This window comes from Chroococcidiopsis sp. SAG 2025, assembly GCF_032860985.1.
Lineage (GTDB): Bacteria > Cyanobacteriota > Cyanobacteriia > Cyanobacteriales > Chroococcidiopsidaceae > Chroococcidiopsis.
The window spans coordinates 5,473,143-5,488,152 of sequence record NZ_JAOCNC010000001.1 but is presented as its reverse complement, the minus strand read 5'-3'; the positions used below and the strand labels follow the sequence as shown (position 1 = coordinate 5,488,152).

Annotated in this window: 11 protein-coding genes and 2 pseudogenes; 10 read left to right on the top strand and 3 right to left on the bottom strand. The window is 47.1% G+C overall.

Features of this window, described 5'->3' with window-relative positions:
• Positions 1-122: 122 nt before the first annotated feature.
• The gene (locus N4J56_RS26995; protein WP_317109247.1) at positions 123-668 is read left to right on the top strand and encodes an NADPH-dependent FMN reductase; all 546 of its coding nucleotides are present in this window, start codon (positions 123-125) and stop codon (positions 666-668) included.
• 38 nt (positions 669-706) lie between these two features.
• On the opposite strand, the gene N4J56_RS26990 is transcribed toward N4J56_RS26995, so the two are convergent.
• From N4J56_RS26990 to N4J56_RS26980, 3 genes are all read right to left on the bottom strand, one after another.
• Positions 707-1,882 (bottom strand): ferrochelatase, encoded by a 1,176-nt coding sequence (locus N4J56_RS26990; RefSeq protein WP_410500608.1) that lies wholly within the window; start codon positions 1,880-1,882, stop codon positions 707-709.
• A 397-nt stretch (positions 1,883-2,279) separates the two neighbouring features.
• Positions 2,280-2,768: a GGDEF domain-containing protein gene (locus tag N4J56_RS26985; RefSeq protein WP_317110715.1), complete on the bottom strand. Its 489-nt coding sequence runs from the start codon at positions 2,766-2,768 to the stop codon at positions 2,280-2,282.
• 3 nt (positions 2,769-2,771) lie between these two features.
• Positions 2,772-5,321 (bottom strand): CHASE3 domain-containing protein, encoded by a 2,550-nt coding sequence (locus tag N4J56_RS26980; protein ID WP_317109245.1) that lies wholly within the window; start codon positions 5,319-5,321, stop codon positions 2,772-2,774.
• Between the two features lie 117 nt (positions 5,322-5,438).
• Here N4J56_RS26980 and N4J56_RS26975 point away from each other — a divergent pair, with 117 nt between their 5' ends.
• The 9 genes and pseudogenes from N4J56_RS26975 to N4J56_RS26935 all read left to right on the top strand — a co-directional run bounded on the left by N4J56_RS26975 (position 5,439) and on the right by N4J56_RS26935 (position 14,822).
• Positions 5,439-6,020 (top strand): hypothetical protein, encoded by a 582-nt coding sequence (locus N4J56_RS26975; protein WP_317109244.1) that lies wholly within the window; start codon positions 5,439-5,441, stop codon positions 6,018-6,020.
• 197 nt (positions 6,021-6,217) lie between these two features.
• On the top strand, positions 6,218-7,474 hold the full coding sequence (locus N4J56_RS26970; RefSeq protein ID WP_317109243.1) for an MFS transporter: 1,257 nt from the start codon (positions 6,218-6,220) through the stop codon (positions 7,472-7,474).
• A gap of 382 nt (positions 7,475-7,856) precedes the next feature.
• On the top strand, positions 7,857-9,695 hold the full coding sequence (ilvB, locus tag N4J56_RS26965; RefSeq protein WP_410500607.1) for a biosynthetic-type acetolactate synthase large subunit: 1,839 nt from the start codon (positions 7,857-7,859) through the stop codon (positions 9,693-9,695).
• 281 nt (positions 9,696-9,976) lie between these two features.
• Positions 9,977-11,245 carry an IS701 family transposase gene (locus tag N4J56_RS26960; RefSeq protein WP_317104593.1) on the top strand — a complete coding sequence of 423 codons (1,269 nt, stop codon included), beginning with the start codon at positions 9,977-9,979 and terminating at the stop codon, positions 11,243-11,245.
• Positions 11,246-11,456: 211 nt separating this feature from the next.
• A pseudogene (locus N4J56_RS26955) lies at positions 11,457-12,228 on the top strand (IS1 family transposase).
• A gap of 27 nt (positions 12,229-12,255) precedes the next feature.
• Positions 12,256-12,414 (top strand): annotated as a pseudogene (locus N4J56_RS26950) (zinc-binding dehydrogenase); the annotation flags it as partial.
• A 12-nt stretch (positions 12,415-12,426) separates the two neighbouring features.
• Positions 12,427-12,918 (top strand): ATP-binding protein, encoded by a 492-nt coding sequence (locus tag N4J56_RS26945; RefSeq protein WP_317109241.1) that lies wholly within the window; start codon positions 12,427-12,429, stop codon positions 12,916-12,918.
• Between the two features lie 83 nt (positions 12,919-13,001).
• Complete coding sequence (locus N4J56_RS26940; protein WP_317109240.1) at positions 13,002-14,198, top strand: AGE family epimerase/isomerase; 1,197 nt, start codon at positions 13,002-13,004, stop codon at positions 14,196-14,198.
• Between the two features lie 276 nt (positions 14,199-14,474).
• The gene (locus tag N4J56_RS26935; protein ID WP_317109239.1) at positions 14,475-14,822 is read left to right on the top strand and encodes a hypothetical protein; all 348 of its coding nucleotides are present in this window, start codon (positions 14,475-14,477) and stop codon (positions 14,820-14,822) included.
• The last annotated feature ends 188 nt before the right edge of the window (positions 14,823-15,010 follow it).

Here is a 15,010-nt window from a genome sequence, read left to right as displayed (position 1 = left end):
CTCGTAATGACTATGAATAGCAATAGCAAAATAAAAGCTAAGTCTGTAGTGTGCCGAGAAATCTGAAAATCTTTGGTTCACTTTTGCAATAGTCAGCAAATATCGTCAACAAGGATTGAGATATGGTTAAGATTGTGGGTATTGGTGGCAGCTTGCGGAAAGATTCCTATAGCCAACTCGCATTAGAAATTGCAGCAAGGCGAGTCGAAGCAGTAGGAGCAGAGGTAGAGATTTTAGATTTAAGGCAGATGCAATTACCGTTTTGTCACGGGGGCGATGAGTATCCAGGCTACCCAGATGTAGAGCGGTTGCAGAATACCGTCCAGCAGGCTGATGGCTTAATTTTGGCTACACCAGAGTACCACGGTAGCGTTAGCGGCGTACTGAAAAATGCTTTGGATTTGATGAGTTTCGACCAGCTAGATAGTAAAGTTGCAGGACTGATCAGCGTGTTAGGCGGTCAACCAAATAGCAACGCTCTCAACGATCTGCGGTTAATCATGAGATGGGTTCACGCTTGGGTGATACCGGAACAAATTGCGATCGGACAAGCGTGGAAAGCTTTTGGAGCTGATGGCAAGCTATTGGATGAAAAATTATCGCAACGCTTCGACCAATTTGCTCAAAGTTTAGTCGAGAATACGCGCAAATTACGCGGTGTCTCCTAAAAATGTAGAGACGTTGCACGTGCAACGTCTCTACATTTCTAATGGTGGTGATGGTGATGATGTCCGTCGTGGTGATGATGTCCGTCGTGATGGTCGTGGTGATGGTGGTGAGCGGACACAACCGCTAACTGAGGATTAACTGAGAGTGCCTGCTCTGATAACAGTGCTGCGATTTGAGGATTCGCCCATTCTGCTGCCATTTGCAGAAAGCGGGGATGAGCATTTACACAAGGCATTTGCACGTAGCTAATTGTGGAATGCTTGCGACGCAAGTTGTGAATGATGTGGTCTACGTCTAGTAGAGTTTCATGATTTTCTGTGGCAAAACCAATTGGCATGAAGACGATCGCCGTTGCTCCCAAATCGATCAGATTCTTTGCTGCTTGGAATGCATTTGGCTGCGTCCATTCAATTAAAGGCGTATCGTGGTTGAGCCAGCCTACAGAGATTAGTGGGTAGCGGTGGATGAGTTTTTCTCTAACTAATTCGTATAGAGCTTCACTTTCTGCAATCCCCGACGTGAAACCCTTTGCTTTGTGGGGACAACCGTGATTCATTAACACGATGCCGATTTGCGAAGGTAGGTAGGCAGACGCAAGCTCGGCGGCGATTTTTTCTTCTACCAACTGCGCCATCAAATTGATGTATGTAGGTTCGTTGTAGAAAGAAGGAATATAGCGCTGACCCTTCAGCCAGTGTTCTTCACCATCAGCTAACTTTGCTAAGGCATTATTGACTTGTTCGACAGCAATGCCGCTGGTAAAAATAGAATCGACAACCAGTAGAGGATAAATCAGTAGTTTGTCAAATCCTTGTGCCTTGATTTCTGTGAGAACTTGTTCTGGAAGATAGGGAGCGCAGAAGTTAAAGGCTTTAAAAACTCGGACGCGCTCGCCCCATTTAGCTTGTAGCTCTTGCTCGATCCCCGCCCGTTGCTGCTCGAAAATCGCATTATGGGGGGAAACAAAGTGGTTGTGTTGATGCTGCCACTCGTGCAAGTCAAACATTGCCAATAGCTTTGCCAAAGGAGGATAGATCCACGTTGGCACGGGGGCAAATTTAGCTGTAAGTAGATTTAAAGCTTGTTCGTTATAGTTGGCGAAATCTGCATAGCTTTCAACTTCACCATAACCCATTAGTAAAACGGCAACTCTGTCTTGGTTAGAATTTGGAGCTGGCGCTTGAGGTTGTTGTTTCTCTGGAGTTGCTACCAATTTCCTTGCCTCGCCTGAATAAATGTTCTGCCAGTCTTTGATGCTTGTAGCAGGGAGAGTACAAATTCTCATACCCCGCGATCGCTGGTACTACTCTTACTCAAACTAGGTTAGCATCCCCTATGGGGGGATTGGTCTATCTATGGAGAAAATCTTTATGAAGGGGTGAGGAGCGAGGAGCGAGGGAAAAAGTGGTGCGATCGATGCGGGTGCGGGGTGGGGTGTGGGGGGTGTAGGGTGTGGGGTGACAGTGACCAGTGACCAGTGACCAGTGACCAGCGACCAGTTAGTTATTTTATCTCCTCAGCCTCTTCAGCTCCCTCAGCTTCCTCAGCTCCCTCAGCTCTCTTGTCCCCCTTGTCCCCTCACTCCTCACTCCTCACTCCTCGCTCCTCATTCAAGCAACGATCGCCCGATCGCGTCCTTCTTGTTTAGCCCGATAGAGAGCGGTATCGGCAGCTTTGAGAATGGCTTCTCCCTCTAATCCGTGTTTGGGAAAGCTAGCTACTCCTAAAGATAGAGTTATTGCTCCTACGGGTTGACCGGAAGATTCGACATGCAGTTGTTTGACAGCGGCGCGAATTTGTTCGGCACGTAATTGCGTTACTCCAAGGGAGGCTTCGGGCAGAATGAGCAGAAATTCCTCTCCACCGTAACGACAAGCAATATCCGAACCTCGGACGTAACTTTGCAAGCAGCGTCCTAATTCCCGTAACACGGCATCGCCAGCATCGTGTCCGAGAGTGTCGTTGATCCGCTTGAAGTAATCGACATCGAGCATAATTACAGAAAGTGGCTGTTGCTTGCGATCGCAACGTAGCATTTCCCGCTCTAAAGCTTCTTCCATATAACGTCGATTGAATAAACCAGTCAGCGAGTCGCGAATGCTCTAGTTTTTCAAAGTCTCGCGGAGTTTTAAATTAGCTAAAGTCGGAGCGATATGTTCTGCGACTCCAATCGCCAGTTGCCTTTTGGCAGGGGAAAGAACGCCCTTTTCTAGCGAACCGAGATAAAGCACGCCGAAGGTTTCTCGATGCGCCATCAATGGCACGCACAAGGACTCAGCTGGTAAGCTGTGGTGTACGTGTTTGCAGAGCAAACCATCGTCGGCATCATCAACCCAATGAGGTTTACCCAAGCGGAGCGCCCAACAGTCATCGGGATTAAAAGCTTGTTGATTTGCTAAGAGAGGAACTCCCCAGGTAGCGACTGGTTCTAGTAAACTTTTCGTGTTGCGGTTGAGAAAAATTCCCCCCGATGCTTGCGGGAACAGAGATTGCACGAGTTGAGCTAGGGTGGTGCAAGCTTCTTCCAGCGTCAGACAAGCTTGTAGTACATCAACGGTATAGCTGAGGTAAGTAATTTCGTGGTTGCGCTGTTTGAGTTCGTTGACCCAATTACTCAGTTGCTCGTTAGCTTGCACTCTTTCTGCTTCCGCTTGCTTGCGTTCGGTTACATCAGTACCAGAGGCAATGATGTAACTAATTTTACCGCTGGCATCGTACATCGGTGTGAAAGCAAAGTCAACTGTGATGAATCGATCGTCGCCTACTTTTGCTTCGCCTTCATAACGCACTTTTTCACCCTGACTGACGCGATCGATCGCCGATCGCAACTCGGCTTGTACGGTGGGAGAGTAAGACCACCAGTAAGTTTGAATCAGGGATTTACCCAAAACATCTTTGGGCTGAAGATCGGCTGCATCTAATAAAGCTTGATTAGCTTCGATCAGCGTGCCATCAGCCGAGAGAACGGCAACAAAGGAGAATAAGCTATTGATAATGTTACGTAAATGCTGTTCGCTGTGACGCAGGCTTTCTTCAGTAGTGGAATGAGCCGTAACGTCTATACCACAGGCGATCGCGTACTCTACTAACCCTTGGCGATCGCGCAGGATCGTATTTGTCCAAGCAATGCGGCGAGTATTACCATCTCGGTTGAGACAGTAACCTTCGTATTGGCTTGCCGATTGGCCGGTCAGTAAATTTTCCCAGTGGGTTTTGGGTAATTCAGCTTCACCAGGGAGCGAAAATAGTTCCCAAAAAAACTTTCCTTTAACTTCTGTTGCCGTACGAGCGGTCATTTCTTCGCAGGTGCGGTTACAGCGAAGAATTTTCCCTTGCGGGTCGAGAACCACCACCAAAGCGCCTGCGGTATTAAGGATTGATTCAGAAAAATCTCGTTCCTGGGCGATCGCCTCGGTCATCTGCTGGCGCTCTCTCATCTCGCGATCGGTAAAACCGTAAACTCCAGTTAAGAGCAACATATTCAAACAAATAGCAGCGGCAAAGGCAAACATGGTTTGACGAGTGCGCGTAAATTCTGCTTGCGACTGCTTCTGTAACAGAGCGTACTCCGTGCTTTCCATGTCTTGGACGATCGCTTCAATTTTATCCGTGAGATGCTTCGATTTCTCTAACAGGGTAGTTTGAGAAGCGGCTGTGGCTCCTTTGGTTTTTCTTAAAAAAGTTGCTTGTTCGATTTCCGTAATTTTTTGCTCGATTAAGGGTTGCAGAGTTGACAAACGGCGCTGTTGGTGAGGATTGTTGTCAGTTTCCTGCTGAAGATGGATGACTTTGGTTTGAATATCTCTTGCCGCGTCGTAGTACGGTTCTAAATAGCTAGGTTGTCCAGTAGCGATATAGCGATGTTTGGCGATCGTTGCCTTCTGCATGGAGGCATGGATGTCTTTCAAGTCTTCGAGGACGCGATAGTGCTGGATTTGCTTGTCGTGATTTCGCCCTAGACTAGTCAGAGTGTGATGAGACACTGCTCCTACCCCAACCAACGTTGCTGAAGCTAAACCCAAGCCAACCGCCATGCGGGTAAAAAAGCGCTTGTTGCTGGAATGTTGGCGATTGATAGTTGGTTTCGGTGAAAGGCGATCGCTTCTCTGTTCCAGCAACTTCACAACTTGACGACCTAAAGACTGCAATGCTTCTATCTGCTGCACATCAAGTTCTCGCGCCGTGCGGTCGATCGCGCACAAACTCCCGATTGCGTATCCTTCCGCCACAATCAGAGGAACGCTAGCATGAAAGCGAATGTAGGGCTGGGAATAAACTAAGGGATGGGTAGCAAACTGAGAGTCTGTTGAAGCATCGCTGACAACGAAAACTTCTTTTTGTTGTAGCGCTCGTCCGCACAACGCCAGATCGCGCGAGAGGGACTCGATCTGCCAACCAAAACACGCCTTAAACCACTGGCGATCGAGATCGATAAAACTGATGCTAGCAATAGGAACACCACAAATTAACGCTGTCAATTGCACAATTTCATCGAACTCTAGTTCTGGCGGTGTATCGAGAATTTGACACCGATGGAGAGCTGCTAGTCTGGCGGCTTCATCTTCTAACAGCGTTGAATTTCCAATAAAAGATTTTGTTTTTGATAACTTTTCTGCTGAGGCATTCAGCCGTTGGTGGGCGGCGGTAATCATCTAAACTCTAGATACTTAAAAACAAGGTTTGTATTCTTCAAAGTTTCGTTTCGAGAAGCCAGGAGTAACTACAGTAAGAACACTGAAAGACTTCTTAAAACTTTCTAAATTCAAGTCATGAAAGTCGTTATTTGTGCGGGAATCCACGATTTGCATCTGACTCAAGCGTTAATCACAGCCTTCGAGTCAAGTTTTACCTCTCTATCGCAGCTAAAAGAAACGGGAAATTTACTGGTTTATTCTCCGCCATATCCGTATTTATCCCTATCTGCCGTAGGCATTTTACAGTTTCTTCACGATCGCCTCGGCAGTTCAAAAACAGCGCCGCCGTTGATTTTCCTCGGTTTTAGCGCCGGAGTCGTAGGCGCACTTGGTGCAGCCTGGGGATGGCAGCTAATGGGAGGCAAAGTACGCGCTGCGATCGCGGTAGACGGCTGGGGAGTGCCTTTATTTACCAACTTTCCATGCTATCGCCTCAGCCACGACTACTTTACCCACTGGAGTTCCGCCCTCTTAGGTGAGAGCAACGATAGCTTTTATGCCGATCCGCCCGTAGAGCATTTGCTACTATGGCGATCGCTGCCAACAATCACAGGTTGGTGGGTACACTCAGATGAGAGTCACGCGCAACACCGCACTTACCTGACGGCAGCTGAATTTTTGTCTATGCTTTTAAAACGACATAGGAACGAGGGGTGAGGAGCGAGGAGCGAGGAGTGAGGGGAATTTGGAAGTCAGAAGTCAGGAGCCAGGAGTCAGAAAAATGTATTTAAATGCTCCCTCAACTCTCTTCTCTCCCTCAGCCCCTCAGCTCCCGATTGCTTTCTCAGCTCTCTTATGTCCCCTTGTCCTCTTTCCCTCGCTCCTCGCTCCTCGCTCCTCACCCCTCCATCTAAATGTTTCCCACCGAACCGCCTGCTAACACGAATGGGTTTCGCGCCCTGTTGCACAACCGAAATTTTATGCTGCTGTGGATCGGGCAACTGCTGTCCCAGCTAGCAGATAAAGTTTTTCTCGTCCTGACGATCGCCCTGTTGGAAAACTATCCCCTTGCCGCAGGCATAGAGGATACCAGGCGTTCTGACCTATTTATGGCGTTTACCCTACCAGCAATTCTGTTTGGTTCTGCTGGGGGTATCTTGGTCGATCGCGTCCCCAAGAAGCCGATTATGGTCGGCTCTGATGTGGTACGAGGGCTGTTGACGCTGATGATTCCGCTGCTACCACGGCAATTTCTGATTTTGCTATTGTTGACTTTTGCTATTTCTACGGTGACGCAATTTTTTGCCCCAGCCGAACAAACGGCGATTCCCTTGCTAGTTAAGCGAGAACAACTCATGTCTGCTAATGCCCTTTTCAGCAGCACGATGATGGGCGCGTTAATTGTTGGTTTTGCTGTGGGGGAACCGCTGTTAAGCTGGGCGAAATCTTCTTTGGGTGATTCAGGACAAGAATTAGTTGTGGGTGGATTATATTTACTATCGGCGGGGATCATGCAGCCGATAAGCTTTCAAGAACGCCAGTCCCCCAGAGAAGAACGACCGAAAAAAAATGCTTGGACTGAGTTTAAAGAGAGTTTGGGCTATTTGCGACGGAATCGGCTCGTGTTGAATGCCATGTTGCAAATGACAACTTTGTATTGCGTATTTGCTGCTTTAACCGTGTTAGCGATTCGCCTAGCAGCAGAGTTTGGTTTGAAAGAAAAGCAATTCGGCTTTTTCCTAGCAGCGGCTGGGGTAGGTATGGTATTCGGTGCGGCAATTTTAGGTCATTGGGGCGATCGCTTGCATCACAAGCCTCTACCTTTGTACGGATTTTTGATGATGGCGTTTGTCTTGGGCATATTTACATTTACCCACAGTCTAGTTTTTGCCCTGGGATTGTCTGTGTTGCTGGGTGTTGGGGCTGGTTTTATCGGCGTACCGATGCAAACCCTAATTCAACAGCAAACTCCACCGGAAATGCACGGGAAGGTATTCGGCTTTCAAAACCACGCGATCAATATTGCTTTATCCGCACCTTTGCTGATTACCGAAAGGCTAACCATTGCCTTTGGCTTACGCAGCGTTCTGATCGGGATGAGCGTCGCCGTCACCGCGATCGGGATCTGGGCGTGGCAAAATACTCGTAGAGTTTTGAAAGATGCTATTTAAATAGGGAGCAGGGAAATAAGTCATGAAAACTTTGAGTGCGATCGCTAAATAAGAGAAGATGTCGATCTGCTGCTAAAGGATGAGGAATCACTCTCTAAAACAGAGTTTATTAGTAAACAGTGAGCGATCGCGCTCTGTCTTCTTACCGACTCCCAACTCCCGCATAGATAAAACTTATCCTATGATTCAGCGCTTTTTATCTATGTCATGAGATCCTGAATATTAGATACTGGAGTAAATTTAATAATCGATCGGCAATTTAAAATACAAAATATAAATACAGGTATCCCCCTAGTTAACTAAGTACTGCGTGAGGTTTCCCGTGCGAGCATCTCGTACCCACAGTGTTTCCATCAAAAACGGTCATCTGAATTCATCGGCAATTTCTACTACGCCTCTAGTTACGCCCAAACGGGCGACTGGGGCTTATGCTCTGATTGACAGTCTCAAGCGTCACGGAGTCGAACATATTTTCGGCTATCCTGGCGGAGCAATTTTACCAATTTACGATGAGCTATATCGGGCGGAGGCTGCTGGTGGGATTCAACATATTTTGGTCAGACACGAACAAGGCGCGGCTCATGCGGCTGATGGCTATGCCCGCGCTACTGGTAAGGTAGGCGTGTGTTTTGGCACTTCTGGACCTGGGGCAACAAACCTAGTGACGGGAATTGCGACAGCCCATATGGACTCGATTCCGATGGTGATTATAACGGGACAAGTCTCCCGCGCCGCAATTGGTACGGATGGATTTCAGGAAACTGATATTTATGGTATTACCCTGCCAATCGTCAAACATTCCTACGTGGTGCGCGATCCCGCCGATATGGCGAGGATTGTGGCGGAAGCTTTCTACATTGCCAGTACGGGTAGACCAGGACCAGTTTTGGTTGACGTGCCGAAAGATGTGGGGCTAGAAGAATTTGACTACGTACCTGTAGAACCAGGAACGGTGAGGTTGGCTGGGTATCGCCCTACTGTCAAGGGAAATCCACGTCAAATCGTGCAAGCAGTGCAGTTGATCCGGGAGAGCCAGCGCCCATTACTATATGTGGGAGGAGGTGCGATCGCCTCTGGCGCACATGCAGAAATTCAGCAACTAGCAGAAATGTTCCAAATCCCCGTCACCACAACTTTGATGGGCAAAGGGATTTTTGACGAACACAATTCCTTGGCTGTGGGAATGTTGGGAATGCACGGCACGGCATACGCTAACTTTGCCGTAAGTGAGTGCGATTTATTAATTGCTGTTGGGGCAAGATTTGACGATCGCGTCACTGGTAAATTAGATGAATTTGCTTCCCGCGCTAAAGTCATCCACATCGATATCGATCCGGCGGAAGTTGGCAAAAATCGCGCCCCAGAAGTGCCAATTGTCGGCGACGTGCGGACAGTTTTAGTCGAGTTGCTGCGGCGATGTCAGGAAACAGGGGGATGTCAAAATCCTCACCAAACTCAAGCATGGCTCAAGCGAATCGAGAGTTGGAAAGAAGATTATCCTTTAATCGTGCCGCGTCACGCCGATCGCCTTTCACCCCAAGAGGTGATTGTAGAACTGAGCCAGCAAGCACCGAATGCTTACTACACGACCGATGTCGGACAGCATCAAATGTGGTCGGCGCAATTTTTGAAAAATGGTCCCCGCCGCTGGATCTCCAGTGCAGGCTTGGGAACGATGGGCTTTGGAATGCCTGCGGCTATGGGTGCAAAGGTGGCATTGCCCGATGAAGAAGTTATTTGTATCAGTGGCGATGCGAGTTTCCAAATGAATTTACAAGAACTGGGAACTCTAGCACAGTTTGGCATTAATGTCAAAACCGTAGTTATTAATAACGGTTGGCAGGGAATGGTACGCCAGTGGCAACAAGCATTCTACGGAGAGCGTTATTCTTCCTCGAATATGGAACCTTCAATGCCAGATTTCGAGCTGCTGGCTAAAGCCTACGGCATTAAAGGGATGGTGGTTTCCACGCGAGAGGAATTAGCAGATGCGATCGCCCAAATGCTAGCTCACGATGGGCCCGTCTTGATGGACGTGCATGTCAATCGCGAAGAGAACTGCTACCCAATGGTTCCCCCCGGTAAGAGCAACGCTCAAATGGTGGGCTTACCAAAACAACCTAAAGCTGAAAAAGCTGTAGGGGTCGTCCATTGTAGCAATTGCGGCGCACAAAATCTCTCGCGCAATAACTTCTGTCCTGAGTGTGGCACGAAGATTTAATTTAGTATGAGAAATGGGTCGTTGGTAGTTGGCGATCGCAACTAAGAGCCAATTTGCAGCTGAACGGTAAAGATATCATCGTTTGTTTGTAAATCTCGTCCAGAGATCTCGCCAAAATCGTACTCGTATTTGCTCCAGCTGATTGCTAAGCTGGGGCTATTTTTATGCTTACCTAGCCGCCACTGAAGATTAGTGGGACTTTGTAAGAAAGATGGAGCAAATTGAGCTAGAATGCGGGTAGGAGTTGCGTTTTACGTCAGTCTCGACAGGAGCAACGTAAGGTGAAAGATCAAGTACCAGCAGCGATGCCGCAGTGCTTTGAGAACTGGTGTCGTCGGTTTGATGATGTATTTTCGCGTCAGAAGCAGCGGCAGGAATTTCGTGTTTATCTAGGGGGACTGCTGGGTGAGAGTCAGCGCAAAAACCTGAGCCAACTGGTCACAAATACAGTAGATGGCTCCTACAACAGCCTCAGACATTTTCTCAACAATGCCCCTTGGGATGAAGTCAAGCTAAATAATCGGCGGTTGGAGGTGATGCACCAGTGTCGCCAGACGACCCCGAGTCAAGGTTTCACATTGATTGTAGATGATTCGGGACATCGCAAAAGTGGTGCGGCTACTGATGGGGTAGGACGGCAGTACATTGGGGAGATTGGCAAGACTGACAATGGTATTGTGCTGCTGACTACCTACTTGTATGATGGAGTGCGACGTCTGCCGTTAGATGTTGCACTCTATCAACACGCAAGTTTATTCGAGCAAGGCAAGGCAGACCCCAACTTCCAGAAAAAACCTGACCTGGCTCTAGACTTGGTTGACCAATGCTTGAAGCGCGGTTATCGACCGGGTGTGACTGTAATTGATGCAGGCTACGGTAATAACACGCCTTTTCTCAAGCAGTTGGAGTCGAGAAACCTAACTTACGTGGCAGCAATCGCCAAAAACCGCCAAGTTACTGCTCAAACATCAGGTGATGAGTCTGCTCGTAAGCAGGGATTAGAAGCTATTGCTCAAACCTTGGCAGTGGAGCAGTTCACACCTGTGCAACTCAATCTGGAGCAGCCCCGGACAGTTTGGGTGGCGCTGTTACCAGTTCACGTTCCGAAGCTCGAAGGCACTCGCTGGCTGGCGATTCAACTCAATGCCTCTAGTTTCGAGCAAGCGACGGAGGTGGATTACTTTCTCACCAATGCCTCTGACAACCAAGTCAGTGCGGCTTGGGTAGCTCAAACATATTCTGCTCGCAACTGGGTGGAGGTCTTCTATCGAGAAGCCAAGGGCTGGTTGGGTTTGAGTGAGTATCAAGTTCGGGATGCTCTGAGTATGAAGCGTCATTGGGTTTTAGTGTTCATCGCTTACACCTTCATCCTTTGGCATCAGTTGACCGGCGGATTCCGCAGACGTTGGGCAACCAAACCCTTACAAACCTTTGCCGAAGCATTGGAGGCATTCCGCACCGCAGTCGAGTTTCGTTTGGTCCGCTGGCTTAATGAGCATGTTGATGTATTTGCCTCTCACAGAGCTAAGTTCGGCTATATTTGGGCTTAGAAAGTTTTAAAGTCCCATTAGCACCATAACGGGAACGGCTAGAGTTTTCATTGATGGGTGAAAAATAAACCGAAAAGCGCAAATTCTTGGAAAACTGAACTGCTAAGGTTGTTAAAAGAGTATTATCAACTGACTCAGGGAAGGGTAATGTTATCGATTTGTGGATAGACTAAGAGTAAAGGAGCAAAATCTAGGAGTAGGCTAGTTTAGTATGACAGTTTTAGTGGCGGTTCGTTGTCCCCATTGCCAAAGTAGTGAAGTAGTTAGGCATGGAAAATCAACTAATGGCAAGCAACGCTTCCGTTGTCTGGAACCAGAATGCCCATATCAGACTTTTAGCTTGAACTCTGCTTACCCTGGACGGAACCGAGAAGTAAAGCAGCAAATAGTGGAGATGACACTCAATGGGAGTGGAGTAAGAGATATTGCCAGGGTTTTGCGTATCAGCACCTCAACAGTTATTCGGGAATTAAAAAAAACTCGCTTACCTCAAACCCGTTAACCAAAAGCTATTAAGCCAACTCCAGCCAGAGCAAGTCGAGGTAATATTTGAAAAAGTAGAAGTTGAATCAGAACTTGGGATTGAGGAATCCGAGCTAGATGAAATGTGGAGTTATGTAGGCAAGAAAACTAATCCCAGATGGTTATGGCATGCAATTGACCGCCGAACTGGTCAGGTCTTAGCGTATGTATTCGGTAGGCGTAAGGATGAAGTGTTTCTTCAACTCAAAAGGCTACTTGAACCCTTTGGTATCAAAAAGTTCTGTACTGATGCATGGGGTGCCTACCAAAGACATCTACCAGCACAAATGCATGAAGTGGGTAAACGGAAGACTCAAAGGATTGAGCGCAAACATCTTCGACTCAGAACTAGAATCAAGCGACTTGCGCGTAGGACTATTTGTTTTTCCAAATCTGAGGAGATGCACGATTTAGTGATTGGTCTATTCATCAATTGCTATGAGTTTGGACTACCAATTTAGGGACAAACAACAAATTGACAACATCACCTAATTTTCCTCAAAGAGCTGATTGAGGCAGGGAAGATAAAATCAGTTATCGATCGGCGTTATCCATTGGAAGAAACTGCCGAGGCTCACAGGTATGTCGAACAAGGACACAAAAAGGGAAGTGTAGTCATAACTGTGAAGTACGATCGCCAAATCTAAGCAAGATTGAAAGTGAGTACTAAATCAACTCTATTTTTCTTCTGTGGAAAAATGGCTGCGGGAAAATCTACGTTAGCAAGGCAGATAGCTAAAGAATACAACGCAATTCTTTTCGTTGAAGACGAGTTACTTGCCCAACTTTACCCTGAAGAAATTGTCGATATTCCAAGCTATATTAAATACTCGCCACGCCTTCGGGCTGCGATTGCATCGCATATCAGCGAGCTTCTCTCCAGAGGAATATCGGTCGTTCTAGATTTTTCAGCCAACACAATCAACCAACGCAAGTGGTTTCGCAGACTATTTGAGCAAGCTAATGCAGCCCATAGGCTATACTTCATTAACGCAACTGATGACCTTTGCAAACGTCAATTAAAGCAGCGAAGTAAAAATCAATCGGAATCAGCTTTTGTCAGCGATACAGTTTTTGAAGAAATAACCAAATACTTTCAGCCTCCTTCTGAGGATGAGCAATTTAATATTGTCATCTACGATCGCTCGTGAATACTTGCGATCCAACCCTTGTGCATTATCTATAGCAAGGTGATAATGAGTGGCGATCGCTCCCTCGTGCTATCCCAAGATTTATGCAGCAAGATTTTCAAGCACTAGCTGAACTGTATGAAAATGCTCTTTTCAACGATGTTATTCCGTTTTGGGAACGGCATTCAGTTGACTGGCAGCAAGGCGGCTACTTTACCTGTCTCGATCGCACGGGGAAAGTTTACGATACCGACAAGTTTATCTGGTTGCAAAATCGCCAAGTCTGGATCTTCTCCATGCTGTATCACCAGCTAGAAAAACGTCCAGAATGGCTTAAAATCGCGGCAAATGGCGCAAATTTTCTGGCAAAACACGGACGAGATGCTGATGGGAACTGGTACTTTGCTCTCGATCGCGCTGGTAATCCTTTGGTACAGCCATACAATATCTTTTCTGATTGCTTCGCGGCAATGGCATTTAGTAAGTATGCTTTAGCTTCGGGAGAGGATTGGGCAAAAGATGTCGCCTTGCAAGCTTACAACAACGTCTTGCGCCGCCAGAATAACCCCAAAGGCAAATATAACAAAGCATATCCTGGGACGCGATCGCTCAAATCGCTAGCAGTACCGATGATCTTAGCCAACTTGTCCCTAGAAATGGACTGGCTGCTACCCAGCGATCGCCTAGAAGAAATTTTAGCTGCCACCGTACGCGAAGTCATGACCGATTTTTTAGATCGCGATCGCGGGTTAATGTATGAAAACGTGACTCCTGGTGGTTCCCATATTGACTGTTTTGATGGCAGGCTGATTAACCCCGGTCATGGAATTGAAGCCATGTGGTTCATCATGGATATTGCACGCCGCCACAACGATCCGAAAACGATTAACCAAGCAGTTGACGTAATCGTCAACATTCTCAATTTTGCCTGGGATAACGAATACTGTGGCTTATACTATTTTATGGATGCTAACGGACATCCACCTCAGCAACTGGAATGGAATCAAAAACTGTGGTGGGTGCATTTAGAGTCATTGGTAGCACTGGCAATGGGATATCGCCTGACGGGACGCGAAGCATGTTGGGAGTGGTATCAAAAAATGCACGATTACACTTGGTCGCATTTTGCCGATCCTGAATATGGCGAATGGTTCGGTTACTTAGATCGCCAGGGACAAGTCTTATTAAACCTTAAAGGTGGCAAATGGAAAGGTTGTTTCCACGTTCCCAGAGCGCTCTATCTTTGTTGGCAGCAGTTTTCAGTTATCAGCGACCAGTGCCCAGTAACCAGTAACCAGTAACCAGTTACCAGTTACCAGTGTTAATTCCGACTCTCGACTTCCGGCTCCCCTCACAGATAAGAGAAAAAGTAAGTTAGTCTCGATACAGATTTTTACTGAGCGGTTTTAGTACCATTAAATAAACTAAAACTCTAATCTAATCAAGCACAACTAAAATTGAAATTAGAAGTGGTGCGAATTAGGTTGGTGCGCGTCTGCAATATACGTACTTATTTGCCGACCTATGGAGTGTAGAAGTTTACTCAAACCTCGCGCTTGTTTTGACAAGCTAAAGCTATGCTCTACCTACGATTTTCCCTTATTGCAACTGCTATATTGCTAGTAACAGCCGCCTTGGGTCAACCAGTTTTAGCTCAAACAGAGGTCAACTCTGGTATAAATAAAATCTCAACAGTTGAAAGTTTACAGAAGCGAACGATCGCCCGAGGAAATGCAGAAATTTTAGGCACGATAGAACTAGAAACCACAACAAAGCGATCGCCTGCTCCCGCCAAACTGCCAGCCAGTAGAGTCATCCAAATTAAGCCAGTACAAAGAGATTTATTTACCCCTAGACCAGTCACGCCAGCAGAAGCAGACGCAACAATTGACCGAGGGATTCAAGTCATTATCGATAACCCGTAAATGAGCGAGTCGGTAGTTTAGCGAGTAGCCGGTGACGGTTGGCGAGTCGTGAGTAATTAGTATAAATTCTTTCCTATCCCCTACCCAAAGCCTACCTATTCGCTACTTACCTGTATACAATTTTACGGTTAAGATCTGCTGCTATCTCTAGACAAGTTTACAAAATTTTGATAAGTTCCTGTTTTAGG